This is a genomic window from Qipengyuania polymorpha (genome assembly GCF_019711435.1).
GTDB classification, from domain to species: domain Bacteria; phylum Pseudomonadota; class Alphaproteobacteria; order Sphingomonadales; family Sphingomonadaceae; genus Qipengyuania; species Qipengyuania polymorpha.
In genome coordinates, this window is the sequence record NZ_JAIGNK010000003.1 from 580,907 (window position 1) to 602,259 (window position 21,353).

Genomic DNA, 21,353 nt, shown 5'->3' on the forward strand with positions numbered 1-21,353 from the left:
GCCGCCCGGAAGGCGGCGAGGGGGAAAGGGTTTGTGGGGGGGTGCTCAGGTCACGAAGTGCACCCGCGCATTGTCCTGCAGCGGGTGGGTCACGACGCTGACCTCGAACAGTTGGATATCGGCGAGCTCGCGGCCCTGCGGCGTGTGGCGATAGCTCCGCGCGCGGTAGCCGAAGCTGAGGCCGTTGACGGCCCGCTCGCGGAGCAGCTTTGCGGCGCGTCCGGCCGGGTTGTCGATACTCGCGACCACGCGAAGCCCGCGCTCGTCCTCACCAGCGGTCTCGACCCAGCCGATGCGCTGGTCGGGGCGATGCTGCCAGTAGAGCGGGTAGGGGCCGCGCTTTTCTTCCAGCGTGCGGGCGAAGGCTCCGCGGCGGATGGTGTCGCGCGAGGCATCGGCGATGTCGAACAGCGCGGCGTATCCGGCAATGCGTAAAGGCGCGCTCAAGAGACCATCTCCCCGACACCCAGCCGCACCGCGATGCCGACCAGCAGCAGCGCGAGCACGCCGCGCACCATCCATTCTACCGCGGCCTTCCATGCAGACGCCTTGGCATCGCGCCAGGCGGAGAGGAGTTCGCGCAGCTCGTCGATATCGCCCTGCGCGTTCTCGTCCTCGAGCCCCAATCGCCCGAGCACGCGGCGCGCGCCCAGCTCGGAGCTTTCCTCGACGATAGCGCGCAGGGTCACGAGGTCCGCGCCTTGCGTATCGGCCTGCGCGACCAGCCGCGCGAGCATGTCTTCACGGGTCATTGGGCATCCTTTCTGGGTGGCAGGCCGAGCAGTTCGCGCTTCTCTTGCGGCCCGAGAAAATCGGCATCGGTGACGCGTGCCCACAGCTTCTCGCGGTCTTCGGAAAGCGCAGGCACGCGGTCGAGGTCGACGCCGGGCGCCTCGGCAAACCAGTCGCTCATGCCCGCCTGCAGGCCCTTCAGGATCTTCGAGAGCAGCGGCAGCAACGTCAGCCGCCACAGCGCGCGGTTGGCCTCGCGGTAATTGGCATAGGTGTTGTCGCCCGGCAGACCGAGCAGCATGGGCGGCACGCCGAAAGCGAGCGCAATATCGCGCGCGGCGGCGGCTTTGAGCGTCGCGAAATCCATGTCGGCGGGCGAAAGGCTCATCGCTTTCCAGTCGAGCCCGCCTTCGAGCAGCATCGGCCGCCCCGCATTGCCCTGGCCCTGAAAAGCAGCGGCGAGTTCGGCCTTCAACCGGTCGAATTGTTCGGCAGACAGCCCCGCCGCATCGCCGCTGTCATAGACCAGCGCGCCACTGGGACGCGCCGCATTGTCGAGCAGCGCGCGGTTCCATTCGGAGGCCGCGTTGTGGATCGCGACCGCCGGTGCGGCAGCGGCGAGGCAGCCTGCGCCGTAATGGTCGTCGGTTGGATGGAAGCCCTTGAGGTGGACGATATTCGGCCAGCCGTTCTCGTCCTCAAGCGCAATGGTCAGCGTGCGGTCGGCGAGGATGTAGCGATAGGCGGCAGGCCAGCCATCCTCGCCCGCCACCACCTGCACCCGCTCGGGCCGCAAGGGGTAGAGCTCGACCGGTACGCCCGCGCCGTCCTTGATGATCTGGACATAGGCATTGCCATGCAGAGCCAGATGCGCGGCGAGCACTTCCAAGAGCGGCTGCGACCCGCAGGAGCATTCGACAAGGCGCTCCAGCTTCGCATCGCTCCAGGCGACAGGCGCGCCGCCCACACCCTCGGCCACGATGCGCACCGCACGCTGCGCCACCGGATTGGCAAGATAGGCCTCGCCCACCTCGCGGGAGTAATCGAAGGTCGAGCGACCCGGAGCAGCATCGAAAGCCGCAGCCCAGGGCGAGACAAAGCCGCGCGAGACAGGCACGCGCGAGCCGCCCCCGCCCTTGAGGGCGGTGGCGAGACTGGTGAGGAAGGACATGGGGTTCTCCGAGAGAATTTGATCAACAATTTGGCGATTGCGCTAACGCGAGATAGGATTAGCTGATGCGGCTATCCTTTATGTTTTTTGGCGTTGCTCTCTTGCAGTCATGCACCGAGCACCAAGAAAGAGCGCCGCAAGACTGTGAGTTGGCGCTCGCACAGTTTGACGATTGCTATGAGCGGTATGCCACCTCGAGCGACGATAGCTTCGAGCCGATGTGGTATGCGTGCATTCCGCATTCGGAACCCAAGGTTATAAGAGGATCATGGGCTTTGGACTTCGAATGGAATGCCTTCTTTGAGAACAAGGAACCGACCCCGAGAGAAGCATTCCCGAAGGATTATCTCCCGCCCAATTTGGCATTCAAGACTGGGGTCGAAAGGCCCGATGGTCGCGATGGGAAAGTACGATTGTGGCGGGTGACTTTCATGGGCCGCGAACAAACCTGCAATCTGTTCCCTGAGATTCCTCCAACGTTCTTTGTGGAACGAATTATTGACAAAGAGCTCGTGTGGGAGGTCGGCGGATATCCAGATTACACTCTGGAATAGCCCGTCTAAACCTGCCGCACGCGCGGTCTCTTGGTCTTCCCCAGCATCAGCTCCGTAAGCGCCCAGACCAGCGCGTCGGCGCGGTCGGGCGAGCGTCCCGGCCCTTCGTAACCGCCGCCCGCCATCAGCCCGCAGAGCTGGTCTTCCAGTTGGGCGAACATGCCGGCGTGGCGCACGCGGCCTGCTTCGTAGAGTGCGGCGACCGGCTCGGCGCGGGCCACCTTGCCGCGGCTGGCGTGGACCAGCTTCAGTGGCAGCGATACGTCGGCGGCGCGCAGCACGCTGCCGACCATCTGGCCGCCCTGGTTGGCCTCGGCGACTACGCGGTCGGCGTTCCATGCGCTCGCGGCCTCCGCCACCTTGCGCGCCCAGCGTTCGGGGCTGGGGCGGGCGAGTGAGCAATCGGCGAGCACGCAGGCTACGCCGCTCTCGCTCACCCCGCAGACCACGATGCCGCATTCGTCACCCTTTGCGCTCACCGGCGGGTCGACGCCGATGACGATGCGGGTCATGGCCTCGACCGGCAGTTCCTCGCGGCAGGCCTCCAGCATCGAGCGCGACCATAGCGCGCCCTCGACATCTTCGAGCAGCACGCCGTCCAGTTCCTGCCGCCCCAGCGCGGTGCTGCCGTATTTGCGGCGCATCGTCTTGATGAAACGCTCGGGCAGGTTCGGTCCGTTTTCGTAACTCGACCCGCGGGTCACGATGAGTTGTCCCGCATCCTCCTCTGAGCACAAGCGGCGGATGAGCGGCACCGGGCGCGGCGTGGTGGTGGCGACCACGCGCGGGGTCTCGCCCAGCCGCAGTCCCATCATGAGGTTGTCCCAGGCGCGCATCGCCCGCTCGCTGGCGTTGTCCCATTTGGCGATTTCGTCGCACCAGGCGATGTGGTGCTGCGGGCCGCGCAGGCTTTCGGGCTCGCCTGCCGAATAGAGCGTCGCCTGCGCGCCATTAGGCCAGCACACGCGGCGCAGGGACGGTTCGAACACTGGCATGTTTTCCGGCGGGCAGACGGCAAGCAACCCGCTTTCGCCCTCGACCATGACGCTGCGTGCCTCGGCAAGGCTAGCGCCGACTAGGGCAATCCGCATGTCCGGATTGCGCCGCGCCTCGTCGCGCACCCATTCGGCCCCGGCGCGGGTCTTGCCGAAACCGCGCCCTGCGCTGACCAGCCAGCAATGCCAGTCGCCTTCGGGTGCAAGCTGGCTGCGGCGCGCCCACAGTTTCCAGTGATAGCGAAGTTCCTCGCGTTCGATTTTCGTAAGCCTCGCCAGTTCGGCGAAGCGTTCGTTGTCGTCCTTTATCTTCAGGAGCGCGCGGAGCAGGTCATTCCTCTCCGGCATCGCCGTCCACCTGATAGACACCCTGTTCGGCGGCATCGCGCTCCATCGCCTCGCGCCGGTCGCGCATCTTGGACAGCTTCTCGTTGATGGAGGCGATGATGGCGTCCTCGTCCTCGCTCGCCCGCATGGCCTTCTGGCGGCCGACCGCCTCGCGGTGCGCGGCGAGCAGGCGGAAGGCGATGGCATTGTCGTATTTGCGGCGGCTCTTGGTCGGGCCACCGCCGGTCAGCTCGCCGGTGCGCAAGCGGCGGAGAAGATCCATTTCGAGGTTGTCGTACCCTTCTGCCAGCGCTTCCTGCCACTTGCGGTTGAATTCGGGCTCCTCGCGGCGGGCCTTGTAGATTTTCGAGGTTTCTGCCCCGATCTTGCGCGCGGCGGCCGAGACGTTGGACGTTACCGCCAGTTCTGCAAGGAACAGGTCGCGCCAGTTGGAGGGCAGAGATTTCTTGCGCTTCTTCGGCTTCGCCATGGGTCCCTCCCGAACACTCAAGCCGATAGCGGACACGAAAAAGGCGGCGGCCTTACCGGCCCCGCCTCGTCGTTACACACTATCGCGATGTTCTTTATTGCTAGCCAAATAGCGTTACGATGTCAAGAAAAAAGAACCAAATAGGTTCACGCGAGAGCGTTGCCAACAAGCGAAATCCCGAGCCGCAGGCGAGGCAAGGGCGACCGCCCGCCCGCAGCGTGTGCAGCTTGCTGCACGTCTAGCGAGGACGAACCCGCGGATGCGGGTTCGAAAAACAAACAATCCCGCGTTGCCCCGTACGCCCGCCTCCCCTAATCGGACGTTTCACCGGGACGCGAGGACTCACCCCCCAAATGCTGATGAAACCGCTGCGCGGGCTTTACGACTGGACGATGGACAAGGCCGCGCACCCGCATGCCGTGTGGTGGCTGGCCTTCTTCTGCTTCGTCGAGTCGAGCTTTTTCCCAATACCGCCGCATCCTCTGTTGGGCCTGATGTGCCTTGCCGAGCCGAAGAAAGCGCTGAAGTTCGCGACCGTAGCAACGCTGTCCTCGGTTGCCGGTGCGCTGCTGGGCTATGCCATTGGGTACGGACTTTACGACACGGTCGGCGTGTGGCTCATCGATACGCTGGGGCTGACCGACAGCTTCCCGGTCGCGGCGTGCCACCTCAAGAAATACGATTTCGAGGCCATCCTTATCGCAGGCGCGACGCCGGTGCCGTTCAAGCTGCTGACCATCACGGCGGGCTTCGTCGGCATGAACCTCGTGACTTTCGTGCTCTCCAGCCTGTTCGCCCGCGCGCTCATCTTCATGACCGTCGGCATCCTGTTCCGCGCCTTCGGTGCACCCATCAAGCGCGTCATCGACAAGTATCTGGGCACGGTGACGACGGTCTTCGTCGTGCTCGTGGTCGGCGGCGTGCTGGTGCTCACGCAGCTTGGCGGCGAGGGCGACGAGGAAACCGACGCCTGCATCGCTGCGGAAATGCAACAGAACGGCTGAATAGCGCCGCTTTCGGGCCCCAATTAATCCGGCGTTCAGCGATTTCTGGAAGGGTGCGTCCTCGGATTTGCTAACCGGGGGTCGTATCCATGAAAAAGTCACTCGCAGGCCTCGGCCTTGCTTCGCTCGCACTTGCCATCGTCGCTCCGGCCCATGCCGGGACCAGCGCTGATTTCGCCGGTTGCGACGGGCTCAAGAAACCCAAGCGCAGCGACGACGGCATGCGCGGCGAAGCGAGTATCTCTTCCTGGCGCTTCGGCAATATGTCGAATCCGCAAAAGACCATCGACAGCTGCAACCGCGCGCTGGAAAGCGGCAAGCTGCGGCCCGAACAGACGCTGCGCCGCGCCCATGTGATGCGCGCCCGCGGGGCGGCGAAGCTCGAACTCGGCGACAGCGAAGGCGCGCTGGCCGATTTCCTAGCTGCCGAGAAAGCGGGTGCCGAATATGCGGGTGATTTCTTCTACCAGCGCTCGATGGGCGTCTCGCTCGACCTGCTGAAGGCGATCGTGCTCAACGACACTGGCAGACGCGAAGAAGCGCTGGTCCTCGCTGACAAGGCGCTAGCCACGCGGCCCTACGCGCTGGCGGTCCAGCGTGTCGCAACCATGCTGCGCGCCGGAAACGACGAGACACCCGCGGACAGCGAGATCTGGCTGAAGCTCGGACAAATCGACCCGGCCACGCGGGGACTCGCCGGCAATCTCGCGCAGAATGCCGAAGACCTCGCCTCGCTGGCAACCTCGGCGGGAGAACCCTCGGTGACCATGCCCACGGCGCCTTCGATGCAGTCCATCATGCAGAACGGTGGCAATGTCACCGCGCTCATCGGAGAATATTCCGCGCCGGTCGCAATGGCGATGAAGACCGCCTATGCGCTCGCCGCCAATGGCGAGACCGAAGCTGCGCGGGGATGGGTCGAGGCCACCCGCGCGGCAATCGCTCCTGCGACACCTGCCGAAGGTGAGAAGAAAAACAACAATATCGGCCTCCAGAACATGCTGACCGATTTGGCGAAGAGTTCGGTGTTCCAGCCGATGGAGGCGCTCGTCGATGCGCGTATCGCAGTCAGCGAAGGGAGGCTCGCCGACGCGGCGGCTGCGCTGGATGGAAAACAGTTCCGCTCCGCCGTCGTTACCGACGAACTTTATGCTGCCTATGCCGCAGCCGCATCGTCGGCCGAAGGCGAGGTTCCGGCACTTCCCGAACTGGGCGAGAAAATGGAGCGCAAGGCACCCAAGCTGGCGCAGCTTGCCGACAGCCTGCTGATGCGCCCGGAATCGGAGCGCAAGCTTATCGATTACAAAAAATCGCGCCCCAATATCCTCGGAGCGCTCATCGGCGGGGCGGCGACCATGGGCATCGGCCTCCTGGGCGGTATCCCGCGGACCTCGGGTTTCGAGGAGACCGAGAACGAGGACGGAAGCATCAAGGTAGAATACACCGGCAACACCACTTCCGGTGCCGTGGTGCAGGAAATGACCCTGCTGCGCGCTGCCGAAATCGCGCAGGCCGCCGGCAAGAGCCATTTCCATATTTCGGGCCGTAAGGACTTCCAGCGCTATCTCACCATGACGCAATATGGCGTCGAGCAATCGCGCACACTGACCGGCTACAAGACCGACATGACCATCAGGCTGCTCGACAGCCCGGAAGACCAGCCGCACGCCATCGACGCGGTCGAAATCATCGATGCGCTGGGGCCGATTTACTACGGCGACTGAGCCTAGCCCGGGATCACCCCTCGAATTTCGTTTCGAGGGTGATTTCGCAGTTCAGCAGTTTGGAAATCGGGCAATTGGCCTTGGCGTCCTCGGCCAGTTCCTCGAACTTCGCGCGGTCGAGGCCTTCGACCTTGCCCTTGGTCGAGAGGGCGGATTTGGTGACGGTGAAGCCGCCGTCTTCTTTTTCGAGCGTCACTTCGGCGTCGGTGGTCAGGCTGCCGTCGGTAAACCCTGCTTCGGCGAGCTTGAACGAAAGCGCCATGGTGAAGCAGCTGGCATGCGCTGCGCCGATGAGTTCCTCGGGATTGGTGCCCGGCGCATCCTCGAAGCGCGTGTTGAAGCCATAGGGCTGGGCGGACAGCGCGCCCGAGCCGGTGGACACATGGCCCTTGCCGTCCTTGCCGAGGCCTTCGTAAGTCGCGCTGCCGTTGTTGATGGTCTTCATCAGTCAAATCTCCTTTTCACTTCAGGAGACGGCTGCGGCGGGAAATTCGTTCCGGCGATTTGCTAGATACCGAAGGCTTTGAGCACGGCGTCGAACGCGCCTTCCAGACCGCCGCGCAGGCCCTTGCGGCGACCGGCATAGGGCGCTTCCTCGATGACGAGGATGCCTGAGCCGCCTTCGACCTTGTCGCGCAGCAGCGGCTCGCGGCCGAAGAGGTAAGGCAGGAAGGTCTCGTTGCGCGCGACCGAATAGGCGAGGTCGGCGCTGAAGCCAGCGAGCTGGTCCTGTCCGAAGCGGCGGCCCTCGTCGACCCGCTCGACCCGCACCCCGCGCCCGCCTTTGAGGATGAGGCGTGCCGGGCCGTGGAAGACAAGGAAGCGCAATTGCTGGGTCAGCCATGCGTTGAGGTTGAACAATCGCCACTGGCTTTCGATGCGTAAAGGTTGGTCCTGCGGCTGGACCACGGCGGCAAGCGCGCGGGGCTGGAGCACCATCGCCGCGCCTTGGGGCAGGTCCACGGCGGTGACCTCGGCGAAGGGGTCCTCGTCGGCAGAGATGACCGTGGTGGTTGAAGCGCCGCGAACGCGGGTGAGGAAGGTCATGCCGCTGGCGAGGCTGGTGAGCGGGCTTGTCCAGTCGAGCATGGCGCGGGTCCTGAGGCTGGCGCCGTCGGGGCTCGATTGGAGGAAGCCCTGCCGCACCAGCAGTTCCTCACCCTCGCCCAGTGTGACCGGGAAGGAGGCCCGCGATTGCTCTGCGGGTGGTTCGACGGCCACGCGGTTGGCGCCGGGTACCTTGATGCGAATGGACCTGCGGCGCGCGGCGAAGGGGGCAACGACGTAGTAGAGAAGCGTGCGGACGAAGTAAGGCAGCAGCAAGATGCCCAGCAGCGCCCAGGCGGCCGACACGAGAACGTCGCGCAAGGTGTTGTCGGCGATGCCTTGGGCAGGGTCAGGAAGGTCGTCGAGGACCTTGTCCTGCGCCGCCGTGAATTGCTCGCGCGCATCAGCCAGTGCCTTGGTCGCGGCAAGTGCGGTCTTGCGCTGCGTGGTCCAGCGCTGCTGCTTGCCGCATTCGCGCGTTTTGCCCGCCTCAAGCCTCTCGCGCTCGCCGCGAAGGTATGCATCGACCTCGCGGATGACCGGGTTCTGCGCCTCGAAGTCCCGCAGCCGGTTGGTCCATAGTCGGCAGGTGCGTGTTGCGGCGACAATCGAAGCCTCGGTCGGCATTTGGGGGTAGCGGGCGCGGATTTCGCGCGCTTCGGCAAGGTCAATCGCCTCGGTCAGCACGCCTGCCTCGGCGTCGAGCGCTGCCTTGCGTAGTTCGAGCCGCTTGGTTTCCAGGATGCGCGAAGGACGGACAGAGTCGAACCAACCGCCGTCCTCATTCAGTCGTGCCTCAATCGAAGCGCTTTTGCTTCGGACCTCTTCCAGCCGCTGTTCGAGATTCGCGCGGCTCTCGTCCTCGAAGGCCGAGGTGCGTTTGCGCAGCAATTCGCGAGTCTCGGCTGTATCGGCGGCCAGCGCGGTGCGCACTTGCTCGACGCTCATCGCATCTTCGCGCAGCGAGCCATCGCCGAACTCGGCTTTGATCTGCGGCCAGGCGAGGATGTAGAACGCAAAGGCGAGGCACAGGACGAGGTACAGTAGCCCCGTGCGCCCGAGCCAGCCGAACACCGCCTTCATGATGGAGTGCCGGTTTTCATGCGCTCTTCATCATCGCTCTGCGGGTCAGATAATCCCGGTTTCCTTGCCGGATTTCTCGAAGATTTCGAGGATCTGGCCGACCTCTTCCTCGCTATGCTCGGCGCAGAGCGAGCAGCGCAGCAGGGTCATGCCTGCAGGCGTTGCCGGCGGGCGCGCGAGGTTCACATAGAGCCCGTTGCGGATAAGCGCTTCCCACATATGTGCGCCCTTTTCGAGGTCGGGCATGATGACCGCGATGATGGCGCTCTGCGGCTCTTCCGTACCCAGCTTGAAGCCGAGGTCGCGCAGGCCAGCGTGGAGGTTCTTCGAATTCTCCCACAGATGCGCGCGCTTGTTCGAGCCGTGCATCAGCTTGCGGATGCTGGTCGCCGCAGTCGCCACCACGCTTGGCGGCAGCGAAGCGGTGAAAACATAAGGGCGGCACACGAGACGCATGATTTCGAACTTGGGATGGTTCGACACGCAGAAACCGCCGACCGTTCCGACGCTCTTGGAGAAGGTGCCGATGATGAAATCGACATCGTCGATGACGCCCGCATCCTCGACCACGCCGCGGCCGTTCTCGCCGATGAAGCCCATCGAATGCGCTTCGTCGACCAACACCATCGCGCCGTATTTCTTGGCGATGGCGACCATTTCCTTGAGCGGCGCAATGTCGCCCAGCATCGAGTAGACGCCTTCGAGGACTACGAGCTTGCCCGCGCCTTCGGGGATGCGCTTGAGGCGCTTTTCCATGGCCTCGATATCATTGTGCTTGAACGGCACGACCTCGGCCTGGCCCATGGCGCAGCCGTCCCAGATGCTGGCGTGGCTGTCGATGTCGAGGATGATGTAATCGCCTTTGCCGGCAATCGTGCTGATAATCCCGAGATTGGCCTGGTAGCCGGTCGAGAAGACCATCGCATGGTCCATCTCGTAGAATTCGCGCAGCGCTTCTTCGCATTCCTTGTGGCCCTGGTAGGTGCCGTTGAGAACGCGGCTTCCCGTCGTGCCGGTGCCGAAGTCCGCCAGCGCCTGCTTGCCCGCCTCGACCACGTCGGGGTCGAAGGTCATGCCCATGTAGTTGTAGGTGCCGAGCAGGATGGTCTCGCGCCCGTTGCAGATCGCGCGGGTGGGCGAGAGGACCTTTTCCATGACGAGGTTGAACGGGTCTTCGCGCCCCTGCGAGAGAAGCCCTTCGCGCAGCGCGATGATGTCGTCGAACTTGGAGAAGAGGTCCTTGTCGCCGGCATGCGCTTCGAGCGGCTGCGGCTGGTCCGGCTGGCTGATACCTTCGCTCATGCGCCGGCCTGCAGCTTGTGGACCGCATCGACGAGCTGGCCGTAATTCTCGATTTCGGCCTGCTGGTTCATCGAGATGATGATGTCGAACTCGTCCTCGATCTCGGCGACGAAATCCATCACCGTCAGGCTGTCGAATTCGAGGTCGTTCTGGAAGGTGGTCTCATCCTTCAGCTCGACACCCTTCTTGTTGAAAGGTTCGATGAGTTCGCGGATTTTCGTGTCTACCTCGGCACGGTCCATATCGGGGTCCAGTTCTTCAAATGCAGTGCGACCCGCAGGTTTGCGGGGTCAACGAATGGGGCGGCAAAGCGGTTTCCGCCGCCGTTTGTCAAGTTTTTGGCGCAACGCGCCTAGTCGGAAAGCAGCTTGCGGACAGCCGCCATGAAGGGGCCGATACTGACCGGCTTGGCGAGGTAGTCCTGCGCCCCGGCATCGCGGATGCGCTCTTCGTCGCCCTTGCCGGCATAGGCGGTGACCGCGAGCACGGGCACGCTTTCCATGCCGCTGTCGGCCTTCAATTGGGCGATCAGGTCCACACCGCTGACATTCGGCAGCTGGATATCCATGATAACCAGCTGCGGGTCGGACTTCTTGGCCGTGGCAAGAAAGTTGTTTCCGTCCGAAACCGGCACCACCTCGTAGCCGTTGGCCTTCAAGACGTCGCAAAACAGCTTACGGTTGAGGTCGTTGTCCTCGACAACGAGGATTCTCTTTGCCACGGGGCGGGTCACTCCTGCGAATGTGAACGGCACGCCTAGAGCCAAGCGAAAGGACTGACAATTCTCGAACGGAATAAATCGGCAGACGGAGACACAAGGGCGCCCGAAGTGCTGGCGCTGGAAGCGCTCGGCTGGGCGCTGACCGACGAGAAACGCGCCGAGCGGCTCCTTTCGCTGACGGGCCTCACGCCCGACCGCTTACGCCATGGCCTCGACGACCGCAGCGTGCAGGCCGCCGTGCTCGAATTCCTTGCCAATTACGAGCCGGACCTGATTGCCGCCGCAGACGCTTTGAATACGACACCCGAAACACTGGTCGCCGCCGCGAGGGAATTGAACGCATGAGCCGTCCGCTGATTATCTCCGATTGCGACGAGGTGCTGCTCTACATGGTCAGTCCCTTCAAGGACTGGCTCGCCGAGACGCAGGGCGTCGAGTTTCGCATGAATGGCAATGATTTTGCGCAGGCGCTGCGCTGGCAGGACAGCGGCGAGGTGTTGGCGCCGGACGAAATCTGGCACAAGCTCGGCCTGTTTTTCGATACCGAGATGTATCGCCAGAACCCTATTCCCGGCGCCATCGAGGGCATCAACACGCTGGCCGAGGAGGCGGATGTCGTCATCCTCACCAATCTCGTCGACAAGCGCCAGCAAATGCGCGCCGAGCAACTGGCAGGTCACGGCCTCAATGCGCGGGTTTTCACCAATCAGGGGCCGAAGGGTCCGGCGCTGCAAAACATCCTTGCCGAATACCGGCCCTCGAAGGCCATTTTCATCGACGACCTCGCGCAGCATCACCGCTCGGCGAGAGAAACTCTCGGCGAAATCACCACGCTCCATTTGTGCGGCGAACCCATGCTCGCCCCGCATATCGACTGCGCCCATAGCTCGGGCCATGCCGATGCGCGGATCGACACTTGGGCCGAAGCGCTGCCGTGGCTGCGCCAGCAACTGCAGAAGGAAGAAGTATGAGCATCGAGGCGAAACTCGAAGAACTTGGTATCGAATTGCCTGAAGCGGCGGCTCCGGTCGCGAGCTACCAGCCGCTCGTCGTGTCGGGCGATACGGCGTATGTTTCGGGCCAGCTGCCCTTCGTCGACGGCCAGCTCGTCACCGGCAAGCTGGGTCAGGACGTCACGCTCGAACGCGGGCAGGAAGCCGCGCGCGCTTGCGGGATGATGATCCTTGCGCAGTTGAAGGCAGCGGGCCTGCTCGAACGGGTCGAGAAGGTGGTCAAGCTGGGCGGTTTCGTCTCCAGCATCCCGAGCTTCACCGACCAGCCCAAGGTAGTGAACGGCACCAGCGACCTGATGTTCGAAGTCTTCGGCGAGGCAGGACGCCATGCCCGCAGCGCGGTGGGCGTGCCGGTGCTGCCGCTCGACGCCGCGGTAGAGGTCGACGCGATTATTGCCTTGAAGGAATGACCTAAGGCCGTTCGTGTCGAGGGAAGTCGAGACACGCCTGCGCCAACGGTTCTCGACTTCGCTCGAACCGAACGGATAGGGTGTGGCTGTGTCAACCGCGACTCTTATCGACCAACTGATTGTCGGTGCACCCAACCCCGCTCGGGTCGGCTGGCTGCGCGATTGGGAATATGCCCACCGCGGCCTTCACGGTCCGGGCGTGCCGGAAAATTCGCTGGCGGCTTTCGGGCTGGCGGTAGAGCGCGGCATGGGCGTGGAATGCGATATCCAGCGCAGCCGCGATGGCTGTGCGATGCTGCTGCATGACTGGGAACTCGACCGGCTGACGGGGCTGAGCGGGCCAACGGCGAGCCATTCGGCGGAAGAACTGGCGCAGGTCGCCCTGCTCGACAGCGAGCACAGGCTGGCGCGGCTCGACGACTTGCTCCCGCTCCTAGACGGCAAGGTCCCCATCCTTATCGAAATCAAGTCGAAGCGCGGTTACGACGTGCGGCGCAGCTGCCGCGCGGTGGCCAATGCGCTCGAAAACTATGCCGGCCGCCATGCAGTGATGAGTTTCGACCCGCGCGTGTGCACATGGTTTGCGAAATACTCGCCCGAAACGCTGCGCGGTCTCGTCATGCGCGAGGATGATGTCGGGATGACGCAAAAGGCTTGGCAGCGGCACGTCGCGCTCTGGGCGGCGCGACCCGAATTCATCGCCTATCACGTGGCCGCCTTGCCGAACCCGATGGTCGCAGGCTTGCGCAAGCGGGGAATGCCCGTCCTGACCTGGACGGTGAATTCGCCCGAGAGCCGCGCTCATGCAAAGGTCCATGCCGATGCGCTGATTTCCGAAGGAGACGGGCTGGCGTGAACGGGGAGGGACTTGCCGCGCGGATTGCCGGCTCGGTCGGGGCATTCGACCGTGCGGCATGGAACGCGCTGGCGAAGGGCAATCCCTTTATGAGCCACGAATTCCTCACCGCGCTGGAAGATTCGGGCAGCGTCGGTCCCGGCACCGGCTGGCAACCCGTCCCGCTGGTCATCTCGACCGAGGGCGGCCCCCCGCTTGCGGCCATGCCCGCCTATGCCAAGGGCCATAGCCAGGGCGAATATGTCTTCGACCACGCCTTCGCCGATGCGTTTGAGCGGGCAGGGGGAAGCTATTATCCCAAGCTCCAGATTGCCGCGCCTTTTACGCCCGCAACAGGGCCGAGGCTGCTGCTTTCCGACCCTTCGCTTGCTTCGCCGCTGCTGTCGGCTGCCGAGCAGTTATGCGTGCAGAACGATTTCTCTTCCGCCCATGCGACTTTCATCGAGCCACAGCAGGTCCCGCTGTTCGAGGAGCACGGCTGGCTCCTTCGCAAGGACATCCAGTTCCACTGGCTCAACCATGATTTTGCCAGCTTCGAGGATTTCCTCGCTACGCTCACGTCGCGCAAGCGCAAGGATTTGAGGAAAGAACGGGCCGCCGCGCAGGAGGGTTTGGAAATCCTCCGCCTGACCGGCGACGACATCAAGCCTCACCACTGGGACGCATTCTGGGAATTCTATCAGGACACAGGCCTGCGCAAATGGGGCAGTCCCTACCTCACCCGCGCCGCCTTCGACCTCTTCGGCGAGCGGATGGGCGAGAAAATCGTGCTGGTGCTGGCGCTGGACGACGGAGAGCCGATTGCCGGAGCGCTCAATTTCATCGGGGGAGACGCGCTCTACGGCCGCTATTGGGGGTGCACGAAGCAGGTGCGCTTCCTGCATTTCGAGCTGTGCTATTACCAGGCCATCGATGCCGCGATCGAGCTCGGCCTACCGAAAGTCGAGGCGGGTGCCCAGGGCGGGCATAAGCTTGCCCGCGGCTACGAACCGGCCGAGACCACTTCGGCCCACTGGTTCGCCGACAGCGGCTTCCAGTCGGCCGTGGCGGAGTTCCTCGAGCGCGAGCGCGAAGGCGTGGCCGCCGACCGCAATTATCTCGAGCGAAGAACGCCCTTCAAAAAGTCCGTGTGAATCAGGCAACCTTGCGCTGGCCATCCATCAGCCACTGGCGCGCCCGGCGCTGTGCCTCGGCGATTTCGCGAGCGGTCATTTCGTCCGAGACATCGGCTCTGCACCATGCGGCTTCCTCGTGACCCTTGCTGGCCGCGATGTTGAACCATTTGTGCGCTTCGATCATGTCGGTGGTGCAGCCGTGGCTGCCGGTCGAGAAGGCGACGCCCAGATCGTAGAGCGCGTCGATACTGCCGTTCTCGTAATTGTTGAGATATTCGGCGATGGTGACCATCGCTTCATCGCTTTGTTCGATACGGCCGTTGCCGCCTTCGATAGCCTTGAGTTCCATGTCAAAACTCCCCCGATTTCCTGGCCCGGCTCCCCTGCCGGTGAGTTGGAAGCTGCGCCCTTATGGTCAATAATTGGTTAACGTCGGCAGCAACTATTTGCGGATATCGTGAAGCCGGTAGGCTGCGCTTAATCTGTCACAGGGTAAGGATAATTCCGGCAAAGCCGCTTGCGGGGTTTCGGTGCCCTGCCTATAGGCCGCGCCATCGGAGCGCTTCCGGTACCGGGAAAACCCGGACTGGCGGGTAGGGCGGCTCTCCGATCGACACGAGAGTTGGGAAGAAGGGTACCAAGCTCAATGGCCACATCGGCTTCGAATGTTTCGGAAAAGCTCGCGCAAGCAAAAGCTGCCGTCGACCCCGATTACACGCCCTCGGACGACGAAGAATATATGGGCGAGCGCCAGCTCGATTACTTCAGGGTCCTGCTGCTCGACTGGAAGAAATCGATCCACGATGCCGCCGGGCAGACGCTGCAATCGCTGCAGGACGGCCCCATCCGCGAACCCGACCTCAACGACCGCGCTTCTTCGGAAACCGACTGGGGCATCGAGCTGCGCACCCGCGATCGCCAGCGCAAGCTGATCTCGAAAATAGACGCGGCTTTGCGTCGTATCGACCAGGGCGAATACGGCTGGTGCGAGGTTACCGGGGACCCCATCGGCCTGCGCCGACTGATTGCCCGCCCGGTCGCCACCATGACCGTCGAGGCACAGGAAGCGCACGAGCGCCGCGAGAAGATTTCCCGCGACGATTGAGGTGCTTGTGTCGAAAGGTTAGCGAATTAACCTTTTGCATAAACGATTGCTTATCAATCCGTGTTTAAAGCGATGCGTCCAGGGTCGGACGGAAAGCTATAAAAACGGGAAGCGAACGTCATGTCTGCAATCGACACACGCGATTTCAAACGCGATAGCATTTTCCAGATGGCCGATGTCCGGCTCGAGGGCTCGGTCGCGAGCGACCGGGTCAAAATTCGCAATCTTTCCGACAAGGGCATGATGATCGAAGGCGCGATCATTGCCGCGACCGGCCAGCGCGTTGTCGTGACAATCAAGAAGATCGGTGACGTGGGCGGTGTGGTGGCATGGAGCCAGAGCGCGCGGGTCGGGATTTCCTTCGATGAACCCATCGACGCGAGCAAGGCACGCACGAGCCTCTACGGCGAGATGCCCGAAGCACCGCGCTATGCACGCCCGGCTGTTGCGCCTGCCGAGCCTAGCAAGTGGGCCCCGCGAAAGATTTGAACGCCGCGCGCGCTTGAACGCGCGGCCCATGGGTGTAGGGCAAGGCCATGCGCCGCGCCCTTCTCCTTCCCCTGATTGCCGCCTCGCTCGCATCCTGTTCCGGCGCGGACGACGATGGCCTGGTGGAGATCGCCTATCTGGGCGATGCCGCATCGCTCTATTCGGCAGACCGTGAGCTTTCCGAGGGCGCGGCCCTGATGCGCTCTGCCCAGCGGCAGGGGCTGGTCCGGTTCAACGAGCAGGGCGAGGTCGTGCCCGCGCTGGCCGAGCGCTGGATCATCACCGACGACGGCACCAGCTACATCTTCCGGATCAGGGAGTTCGACCTGCCCGACGGCAGCCGACTGACGGCCCGGGCGGTCGCCGAGGAACTCGGCAGGACCCTGTCACGCTTCGACGGCACGAGCCTCGGCCTCGATTTGGAGAAAGTGCTCGATATCCGCGCGATGACCGGCCGTGTCATCGAAATCCGACTGCGCCGCCCCATGCCGGGGTTCCTCAGCCTGCTGGCCCAGCCCGAACTCGGCATTGCCCTGCGCGAAGGCGATGTCGGACCGATGAAGGCGCAAATTGCGGATGGCACCGCCTTGTTCGAGGCACTGCGCCCCGAAGAGCGCGGCCTGTCCGAGCAGGATGACTGGGACGAGCTGGTCAATACGGTACTCATCAGGCCGCTGGCGCCGCGCGATGCGGCCCGTGCCTTTGCCCAAGGGGAAGTCGACGTGCTGCTCGGCGGGCGGCTGGAGACGCTTCCGCTGGCGATAACGGGCGCCCTGTCGCGCGGGACGGTGCGGCTCGATTCCGCCATTGGCCTTTACGGCCTCGATGTGGCCAAGCCCGAAGGCTTCCTCGCCTCGGCCCCAAACCGCGAAGCGCTTGCCATGGCCATCGACCGACCCACGCTGGCGCAGCAGTTCAATCTCGGTGGCTGGGCCGGCTCCAGCCGCATCGTAGCGGCCGGCCTGCCCGGCGACGACGGCACGGTGACCGAGCGCTGGCAGGACCTCTCGCTGGAGCAGCGCCGTGCGCGCGCCTCGGCGGCCGTCGAGCGCTGGCGCGATGCGAACGGGGCGGGGCCGCAGCTGTCGGTCTACCTGCCGCGGGGGCCGGGTTCGACCTATATCTTCCGCGCCCTGGAACGCGACATGGCGCTAATCGGCATACGCCTTGCGCGGGCGCAGTCTGCGCCCGACGCCGACCTTCGCCTGCGTGACAGCGTGGCCCGCTATCCGGGGGCGCGCTGGTTCCTCAACCAGTTCAATTGCGAGATCTCGGCGCCGGTTTGCTCGGCCGACGCGGATTTCCTCGTGCAGCTTTCGCTCGACGCGGCCAATCCGGCCGAAGAGGCCTCCTACCTCTCCGAAGCCGAGCAGACGCTGACGGCGACCAATCTCTATATCCCGCTAGGCTCGCCCATCCGCTGGTCGCAAGTGCGCGCTGGCGTGGAGGGCTTTTCGGAAAACGCCTATGCTTTCCATCCCTTGTTCCCGCTGTCTCGTGCCCCCATCTAGGCAGCATGGAAGACAAACGCCTCACGCCCCTCGAGCCGCAGACTTCGCATAACGAGGGTTTCGGTTCGCAGGGCTCCACCCAAGGCTCCACCGGCCCGCTGCGCTTCGATTTTCCCACCGGAAACGACCCGCAATCCATCCGCCGCCGTATCGAGGCGATGGAGGTCATCCTCGAGCGCAGCATGGTCCTGCCGGGGACGAACTACCGCATCGGTCTCGACACCGTTGTCGGGCTCGTGCCGGTGCTCGGCGACATCATTACCGCCGCCATGGGCAGCTATATCGTGTGGGAAGCGCGCAATCTCGGCATCCCGAAATGGAAGCTGTGGCACATGATGGGCCGCGTCGGCTTCGATACGGCGCTGGGCGCGGTTCCGCTGGTCGGTGATGCCTTCGACCTGCTCTACCGGTCGAACACCAAGAACCTGAAGACCATCCGCAAGCACCTCGACAAGCATCACCCCGAAACGAAGGTGATCGACCAGTAGTTTCATCCGTCACCAATGCGCGCTAGGGCAGCGCGCATGGCATCCGACGTTACCTATTCGAGCTATCTCGACCTCGACCGCATCCTCTCCGCGCAGCACCCGGCGAGCGAGGCGCATGACGAGATGCTGTTCATCATCGTCCACCAGGCGAGCGAGCTGTGGCTCAAACTCTGCCTCCACGAACTGACCGAAGCGCGCGAGTGCATTAAGGCCGACCGGCTGCGCCCGGCCTTCAAGATGCTGGCGCGGGTGGCGCGGGCGCAGGGGCAACTCATCCAGAGCTGGGATGTGCTGAGCACCATGACCCCGCATGACTATTCTACCATTCGCCCGTTCCTTGGCGGATCGAGCGGGTTCCAGAGCGCGCAATACCGGATGATGGAATTCCTCCTCGGCGGGCGCAATCCGGACATGATTACCATGCACGAGGCGACGCCAGATGTGGCTGCGGCCCTGCGCGCCGAACTCACCCGCAAGAGCATCTATGCCGAGGCCATCGCGCTGCTCGCACGGCGCGGGTTCGACATTCCTGCCGATGTGCTGGAGCGTGACCATGCCAGCGTGTGGGAGCACTCGCCTGCGGTCGAGGCGGCATGGGCGGAAGTCTACCGTGACCCGAAGGAATATTGGGACCTCTACGAACTGGCCGAAAAGCTGGTCGATCTCGAATACCACTTCCAGCGCTGGCGTTTCGGGCATCTGAAGACGGTCGAGCGGATCATCGGCTTCAAGAAGGGGACTGGCGGGACCCCCGGCGTGCCCTATCTCGCCGGCGTGCTGAAGGCGGCCTTCTTCCCCGAACTCCTGAGCGTCAGGACCGCGCTGTGAGCAGCTGGAAGAGCAAGCGCCGCATCTGGGACATCAGCCAGGTCCTGCGTCCGGGCCTTCCCGTATGGCCGGGCGATACCGAATTCGCTTTCGAGCGGACATGGCGGATGGACGAAGGCTCGCCGGTCAATGTCGGCAGGATGACGATGAGCACGCATTCGGGCACCCATGCCGATGCGCCTTTGCACTATGCCGAAGACGGGCTCGATGCGGCCAGCATGGCGCTCGACCCCTATATCGGCACCTGCCTCGTGGTCGATGCGCGCGGGGTGAATGGTGAAGTCGATGTCGCCGACCTGCCGCATATCGACAGCGTCGACCGCGTGCTTTTTCGCACATGGGATGCCTTCCCGCATGACGAATGGCGCAGCGACTGGCTGCCGATTGCCGCCGAGACTATCGAGTGGCTCGCGCTACAGGGCGTGAAGCTCATCGGCACCGACGCGCCGAGTGTCGACCCGCAGGAGAGCAAGACCATGGACGCGCACCACGCGGTGCTCAAACACGACATGCGCATCCTCGAAGGGCTGGTGCTCGATGATGTCGAAGAAGGGCGCTACGAGCTCATCGCTTTGCCGCTGAAGGTGGGCGGGGGCGATGCGGGGCTATGCCGCGCCATCCTGCGGGAGCTTCCCGATGATTGAGCGCGCAAGGCAACTCGACGCGGGCGACCCGCTGGCCGAATATCGCGAGCGGTTCCTTGTGCCCGAGGGTGTCATCTATCTCGATGGCAATTCGCTGGGCTGCCTGCCCAAGGCCACGCCTGCGCGGCTGGAAGAGGTGGTGCGCGAGGAATGGGGCCGCGACCTCATCCGCAGCTGGAACACGGCTGGCTGGATTGACCTGCCCGCAAAAGTGGGCGGCAAGATAGCGCCGCTCATCGGGGCGAAGCCGCATGAGGTCATCGTCGCCGACAGCGTTTCGGTGAACCTGTTCAAGCTGATTTCCGCTGCGCTTGCCATGAGGCCGGGCCGCAAGGTGGTGCTCAGCGAGCCGGGCAATTTCCCGACCGACATCTACATGATTGAAGGGCTGGAAAAGCGGGACCTTGCGACAAGGCGTCTGGCCGCCCGCGACAAACTGCACGAGGCACTGGATGAGGATGTGGCGCTCCTCCTCCTCACCCATGCGCATTACAAGACCGGCGAGTTGTTCGACATGGGCGAACTGACCCGCGCTGCGCATGAGGCAGGCGCCTTGGTGCTGTGGGACCTCTCGCATTCGGGCGGCGCGCTGCCGGTCGATCTGAACGCCTGCGAGGCCGATTTCGCGGTCGGCTGCGGCTATAAATATTTGAACGGCGGCCCCGGTGCCCCGGCCTACGCCTTCGTCGCGGAGCGGCATCTGGAGGACACGCAGCAGCCGCTGTCCGGCTGGATGGGCCACGCCAAACCCTTCGCCTTCAGCGACGACTACGCCCCCGCGCCCGGTATCGAGCGCCTGCTTTGCGGCACACCCGGCATCCTCGGCCTTTCCGCGCTGGAAGTGGGCGTGGACCTCATCGCCGAAACCGGGGTCGAGCGGCTCTATGCCAAGTCGCAGAAACTCTCCGAATTCTTCCGCCAGTGCCTCGCCGAAAGCGGCGTGGAAATCGAACTCGTCAGCCCAACCGACCCGGCAAGCCGCGGCAGCCAGCTCTCCTTCCGCCACGAGGAGGCCTACGCCATCTGCCAGGCCCTCATCGCCCGCGGCGTCATCGGCGATTTCCGCGACCCCGACATCCTCCGCTTCGGCTTCGCGCCCGCCTATCTGCACTTCGAAGACATGGCCGAGGCGGCGCGGCACTTGGCTGAAGTGCTCGAAAGCAATGAATGGCAGAGTAACGAATTTAACAAGCGGGCTACTGTAACCTAGAGACCCCGACGAGTGCTCACGCTAGACAACTTCGGCTGATGTTGGTGCAAATTGCACAAGTGCGAGGCCGGCGAACATTACGGCGGTGAAAAAAATGTTGTCCCAGGTGCCAAATATTCCCCAACCAAGATACTTGTTTACGGCAACTGGGATGAAAGTAGCTAGCCAGATTGCCGCCGCGATTTTAAATTTCTTGTCATGAGCGGAAGGGAGCGTGACGAATTGGCCTCGCTGCGTTTCCCATAACCATTCACCTGAGCGTGCATCATTCACGCGCACGACTTCCGAAAGGTTTAAGTCGGTCCGCGTATTTCCGGACTCAATTGCCATACGCTCTGTGCCATCGCCATCGTGAAATTGGTCGATATGCCAACCTTCAAGCAGACTTAGCGTTGCGTGGTTGCTCATCGTGATATCGGTGGCAATGTTCTCCCGCGACAAAAGTAGTGCCAATAAGTCGCTTCGGTCCTCGGCAACCATGATTTCAGATGTCAGCGGCACACAAACATATCCTCAAGCTCTTGGGATTCGAAC

The 21,353-nt window shown here is 63.6% G+C and carries 27 protein-coding genes; 15 read left to right on the top strand and 12 right to left on the bottom strand.

All coding sequences use genetic code 11. The features are described from left to right. Positions 1-45: 45 nt before the first annotated feature. The 3 genes from K3152_RS11700 to K3152_RS11710 are packed head-to-tail and all read right to left on the bottom strand — an operon-like array spanning position 46 to position 1,903. Positions 46-447, bottom strand: a complete 402-nt coding sequence (locus K3152_RS11700) for an HK97 family phage prohead protease (protein ID WP_247713362.1) — start codon at positions 445-447, stop codon at positions 46-48. After that, positions 444-752 (bottom strand): DUF6127 family protein, encoded by a 309-nt coding sequence (locus K3152_RS11705; protein WP_221574269.1) that lies wholly within the window; start codon positions 750-752, stop codon positions 444-446. The genes K3152_RS11700 and K3152_RS11705 overlap by 4 nt, the downstream gene beginning before the upstream one ends. Next, a complete protein-coding gene (locus K3152_RS11710) occupies positions 749-1,903 on the bottom strand; it encodes a phage portal protein (RefSeq protein ID WP_221574270.1) in 1,155 nt (384 codons plus the stop codon). The genes K3152_RS11705 and K3152_RS11710 overlap by 4 nt, the downstream gene beginning before the upstream one ends. A gap of 149 nt (positions 1,904-2,052) precedes the next feature. Here K3152_RS11710 and K3152_RS11715 point away from each other — a divergent pair, with 149 nt between their 5' ends. Beyond that, positions 2,053-2,457: a hypothetical protein gene (locus K3152_RS11715; protein WP_221574271.1), complete on the top strand. Its 405-nt coding sequence runs from the start codon at positions 2,053-2,055 to the stop codon at positions 2,455-2,457. Positions 2,458-2,462: 5 nt separating this feature from the next. Here K3152_RS11715 and K3152_RS11720 read toward each other — a convergent pair whose 3' ends face one another. Further along, positions 2,463-3,800, bottom strand: coding sequence for a DNA-packaging protein (locus tag K3152_RS11720; protein WP_221574272.1), 1,338 nt, complete (start codon positions 3,798-3,800; stop codon positions 2,463-2,465). Then, the gene (locus K3152_RS11725) at positions 3,784-4,269 is read right to left on the bottom strand and encodes a hypothetical protein (RefSeq protein ID WP_221574273.1); all 486 of its coding nucleotides are present in this window, start codon (positions 4,267-4,269) and stop codon (positions 3,784-3,786) included. Before K3152_RS11725 ends, K3152_RS11720 begins: the two co-directional genes overlap by 17 nt. 353 nt (positions 4,270-4,622) lie before the next feature. Here K3152_RS11725 and K3152_RS11730 point away from each other — a divergent pair, with 353 nt between their 5' ends. Both K3152_RS11730 and K3152_RS11735 read left to right on the top strand, forming a co-directional pair. Beyond that, the gene (locus tag K3152_RS11730) at positions 4,623-5,273 is read left to right on the top strand and encodes a YqaA family protein (RefSeq protein WP_221574274.1); all 651 of its coding nucleotides are present in this window, start codon (positions 4,623-4,625) and stop codon (positions 5,271-5,273) included. An 89-nt stretch (positions 5,274-5,362) separates the two neighbouring features. After that, positions 5,363-6,997, top strand: a complete 1,635-nt coding sequence (locus tag K3152_RS11735; protein ID WP_221574275.1) for a hypothetical protein — start codon at positions 5,363-5,365, stop codon at positions 6,995-6,997. 13 nt (positions 6,998-7,010) lie between these two features. On the opposite strand, the gene K3152_RS11740 is transcribed toward K3152_RS11735, so the two are convergent. From K3152_RS11740 to K3152_RS11760, 5 genes are all read right to left on the bottom strand, one after another. Next, complete coding sequence (locus K3152_RS11740) at positions 7,011-7,442, bottom strand: OsmC family protein (RefSeq protein ID WP_221574276.1); 432 nt, start codon at positions 7,440-7,442, stop codon at positions 7,011-7,013. A gap of 62 nt (positions 7,443-7,504) precedes the next feature. After that, complete coding sequence (locus K3152_RS11745; protein WP_221574277.1) at positions 7,505-9,127, bottom strand: hypothetical protein; 1,623 nt, start codon at positions 9,125-9,127, stop codon at positions 7,505-7,507. Between the two features lie 45 nt (positions 9,128-9,172). Further along, positions 9,173-10,429, bottom strand: a complete 1,257-nt coding sequence (gene spt, locus K3152_RS11750; protein ID WP_221574278.1) for a serine palmitoyltransferase — start codon at positions 10,427-10,429, stop codon at positions 9,173-9,175. After that, positions 10,426-10,671, bottom strand: coding sequence for an acyl carrier protein (locus tag K3152_RS11755; RefSeq protein ID WP_221574279.1), 246 nt, complete (start codon positions 10,669-10,671; stop codon positions 10,426-10,428). The genes spt and K3152_RS11755 overlap by 4 nt, the downstream gene beginning before the upstream one ends. A gap of 110 nt (positions 10,672-10,781) precedes the next feature. Beyond that, entirely contained in the window at positions 10,782-11,150 is a 369-nt protein-coding gene (locus K3152_RS11760; protein ID WP_221574280.1) for a response regulator, read from the bottom strand. Positions 11,151-11,258: 108 nt separating this feature from the next. Between K3152_RS11760 and K3152_RS11765 the strand changes: the two genes are divergently transcribed. The 5 genes from K3152_RS11765 to K3152_RS11785 all read left to right on the top strand — a co-directional run bounded on the left by K3152_RS11765 (position 11,259) and on the right by K3152_RS11785 (position 14,562). Next, the gene (locus tag K3152_RS11765) at positions 11,259-11,495 is read left to right on the top strand and encodes a DUF3572 family protein (RefSeq protein WP_425594678.1); all 237 of its coding nucleotides are present in this window, start codon (positions 11,259-11,261) and stop codon (positions 11,493-11,495) included. After that, entirely contained in the window at positions 11,492-12,121 is a 630-nt protein-coding gene (locus tag K3152_RS11770) for an HAD family hydrolase (RefSeq protein WP_221574281.1), read from the top strand. The genes K3152_RS11765 and K3152_RS11770 overlap by 4 nt, the downstream gene beginning before the upstream one ends. After that, a complete protein-coding gene (locus tag K3152_RS11775) occupies positions 12,118-12,573 on the top strand; it encodes a RidA family protein (RefSeq protein WP_221574282.1) in 456 nt (151 codons plus the stop codon). Before K3152_RS11770 ends, K3152_RS11775 begins: the two co-directional genes overlap by 4 nt. Before the next feature lie 88 nt (positions 12,574-12,661). Beyond that, positions 12,662-13,429 (top strand): glycerophosphodiester phosphodiesterase family protein, encoded by a 768-nt coding sequence (locus K3152_RS11780; RefSeq protein ID WP_221574283.1) that lies wholly within the window; start codon positions 12,662-12,664, stop codon positions 13,427-13,429. Continuing rightward, the gene (locus K3152_RS11785) at positions 13,426-14,562 is read left to right on the top strand and encodes a GNAT family N-acetyltransferase (RefSeq protein WP_221574284.1); all 1,137 of its coding nucleotides are present in this window, start codon (positions 13,426-13,428) and stop codon (positions 14,560-14,562) included. The genes K3152_RS11780 and K3152_RS11785 overlap by 4 nt, the downstream gene beginning before the upstream one ends. Position 14,563: 1 nt before the next feature. Here K3152_RS11785 and K3152_RS11790 read toward each other — a convergent pair whose 3' ends face one another. Next, the gene (locus K3152_RS11790; protein WP_221574285.1) at positions 14,564-14,893 is read right to left on the bottom strand and encodes an SEL1-like repeat protein; all 330 of its coding nucleotides are present in this window, start codon (positions 14,891-14,893) and stop codon (positions 14,564-14,566) included. A 297-nt stretch (positions 14,894-15,190) separates the two neighbouring features. Here K3152_RS11790 and dksA point away from each other — a divergent pair, with 297 nt between their 5' ends. The 7 genes from dksA (at position 15,191) to kynU (ending at position 20,819) form a co-directional block, all read left to right on the top strand. After that, complete coding sequence (dksA, locus tag K3152_RS11795; protein ID WP_221574286.1) at positions 15,191-15,649, top strand: RNA polymerase-binding protein DksA; 459 nt, start codon at positions 15,191-15,193, stop codon at positions 15,647-15,649. Between the two features lie 120 nt (positions 15,650-15,769). Beyond that, on the top strand, positions 15,770-16,138 hold the full coding sequence (locus K3152_RS11800) for a PilZ domain-containing protein (RefSeq protein WP_221574287.1): 369 nt from the start codon (positions 15,770-15,772) through the stop codon (positions 16,136-16,138). Positions 16,139-16,185: 47 nt separating this feature from the next. Beyond that, positions 16,186-17,649 carry an ABC transporter substrate-binding protein gene (locus K3152_RS11805; RefSeq protein ID WP_221574288.1) on the top strand — a complete coding sequence of 488 codons (1,464 nt, stop codon included), beginning with the start codon at positions 16,186-16,188 and terminating at the stop codon, positions 17,647-17,649. 5 nt (positions 17,650-17,654) lie between these two features. Next, on the top strand, positions 17,655-18,137 hold the full coding sequence (locus tag K3152_RS11810; protein ID WP_221574289.1) for a DUF4112 domain-containing protein: 483 nt from the start codon (positions 17,655-17,657) through the stop codon (positions 18,135-18,137). A 36-nt stretch (positions 18,138-18,173) separates the two neighbouring features. Then, entirely contained in the window at positions 18,174-18,965 is a 792-nt protein-coding gene (locus K3152_RS11815) for a tryptophan 2,3-dioxygenase (RefSeq protein WP_221574290.1), read from the top strand. Continuing rightward, positions 18,962-19,609, top strand: coding sequence for an arylformamidase (kynB, locus tag K3152_RS11820; RefSeq protein ID WP_221574291.1), 648 nt, complete (start codon positions 18,962-18,964; stop codon positions 19,607-19,609). Before K3152_RS11815 ends, kynB begins: the two co-directional genes overlap by 4 nt. After that, positions 19,602-20,819 (top strand): kynureninase, encoded by a 1,218-nt coding sequence (gene kynU, locus K3152_RS11825; RefSeq protein WP_221574292.1) that lies wholly within the window; start codon positions 19,602-19,604, stop codon positions 20,817-20,819. Before kynB ends, kynU begins: the two co-directional genes overlap by 8 nt. Before the next feature lie 21 nt (positions 20,820-20,840). Here kynU and K3152_RS11830 read toward each other — a convergent pair whose 3' ends face one another. Continuing rightward, positions 20,841-21,320, bottom strand: a complete 480-nt coding sequence (locus K3152_RS11830; RefSeq protein ID WP_221574293.1) for a hypothetical protein — start codon at positions 21,318-21,320, stop codon at positions 20,841-20,843. Between the last annotated feature and the right edge of the window lie 33 nt (positions 21,321-21,353).

Bases quoted from the DNA above. Each gene is read 5' to 3' on its own strand.
- K3152_RS11815 (WP_221574290.1), top strand. From the start codon at position 18,174: ATGGCATCCGACGTTACCTATTCGAGCTATCTCGACCTCGACCGCATC.
- K3152_RS11705 (WP_221574269.1), bottom strand. From the start codon at position 752: ATGACCCGTGAAGACATGCTCGCGCGGCTGGTCGCGCAGGCCGATACG.
- K3152_RS11800 (WP_221574287.1), top strand. From the start codon at position 15,770: ATGTCTGCAATCGACACACGCGATTTCAAACGCGATAGCATTTTCCAG.
- K3152_RS11740 (WP_221574276.1), bottom strand. From the start codon at position 7,442: ATGAAGACCATCAACAACGGCAGCGCGACTTACGAAGGCCTCGGCAAG.
- K3152_RS11720 (WP_221574272.1), bottom strand. From the start codon at position 3,800: ATGCCGGAGAGGAATGACCTGCTCCGCGCGCTCCTGAAGATAAAGGAC.
- K3152_RS11735 (WP_221574275.1), top strand. From the start codon at position 5,363: ATGAAAAAGTCACTCGCAGGCCTCGGCCTTGCTTCGCTCGCACTTGCC.
- K3152_RS11755 (WP_221574279.1), bottom strand. From the start codon at position 10,671: ATGGACCGTGCCGAGGTAGACACGAAAATCCGCGAACTCATCGAACCT.
- kynU (WP_221574292.1), top strand. From the start codon at position 19,602: ATGATTGAGCGCGCAAGGCAACTCGACGCGGGCGACCCGCTGGCCGAA.
- K3152_RS11775 (WP_221574282.1), top strand. From the start codon at position 12,118: ATGAGCATCGAGGCGAAACTCGAAGAACTTGGTATCGAATTGCCTGAA.
- K3152_RS11730 (WP_221574274.1), top strand. From the start codon at position 4,623: ATGCTGATGAAACCGCTGCGCGGGCTTTACGACTGGACGATGGACAAG.
- K3152_RS11745 (WP_221574277.1), bottom strand. From the start codon at position 9,127: ATGAAGGCGGTGTTCGGCTGGCTCGGGCGCACGGGGCTACTGTACCTC.
- dksA (WP_221574286.1), top strand. From the start codon at position 15,191: ATGGCCACATCGGCTTCGAATGTTTCGGAAAAGCTCGCGCAAGCAAAA.
- K3152_RS11805 (WP_221574288.1), top strand. From the start codon at position 16,186: ATGCGCCGCGCCCTTCTCCTTCCCCTGATTGCCGCCTCGCTCGCATCC.
- K3152_RS11770 (WP_221574281.1), top strand. From the start codon at position 11,492: ATGAGCCGTCCGCTGATTATCTCCGATTGCGACGAGGTGCTGCTCTAC.
- spt (WP_221574278.1), bottom strand. From the start codon at position 10,429: ATGAGCGAAGGTATCAGCCAGCCGGACCAGCCGCAGCCGCTCGAAGCG.
- K3152_RS11810 (WP_221574289.1), top strand. From the start codon at position 17,655: ATGGAAGACAAACGCCTCACGCCCCTCGAGCCGCAGACTTCGCATAAC.
- K3152_RS11790 (WP_221574285.1), bottom strand. From the start codon at position 14,893: ATGGAACTCAAGGCTATCGAAGGCGGCAACGGCCGTATCGAACAAAGC.
- K3152_RS11725 (WP_221574273.1), bottom strand. From the start codon at position 4,269: ATGGCGAAGCCGAAGAAGCGCAAGAAATCTCTGCCCTCCAACTGGCGC.
- K3152_RS11710 (WP_221574270.1), bottom strand. From the start codon at position 1,903: ATGTCCTTCCTCACCAGTCTCGCCACCGCCCTCAAGGGCGGGGGCGGC.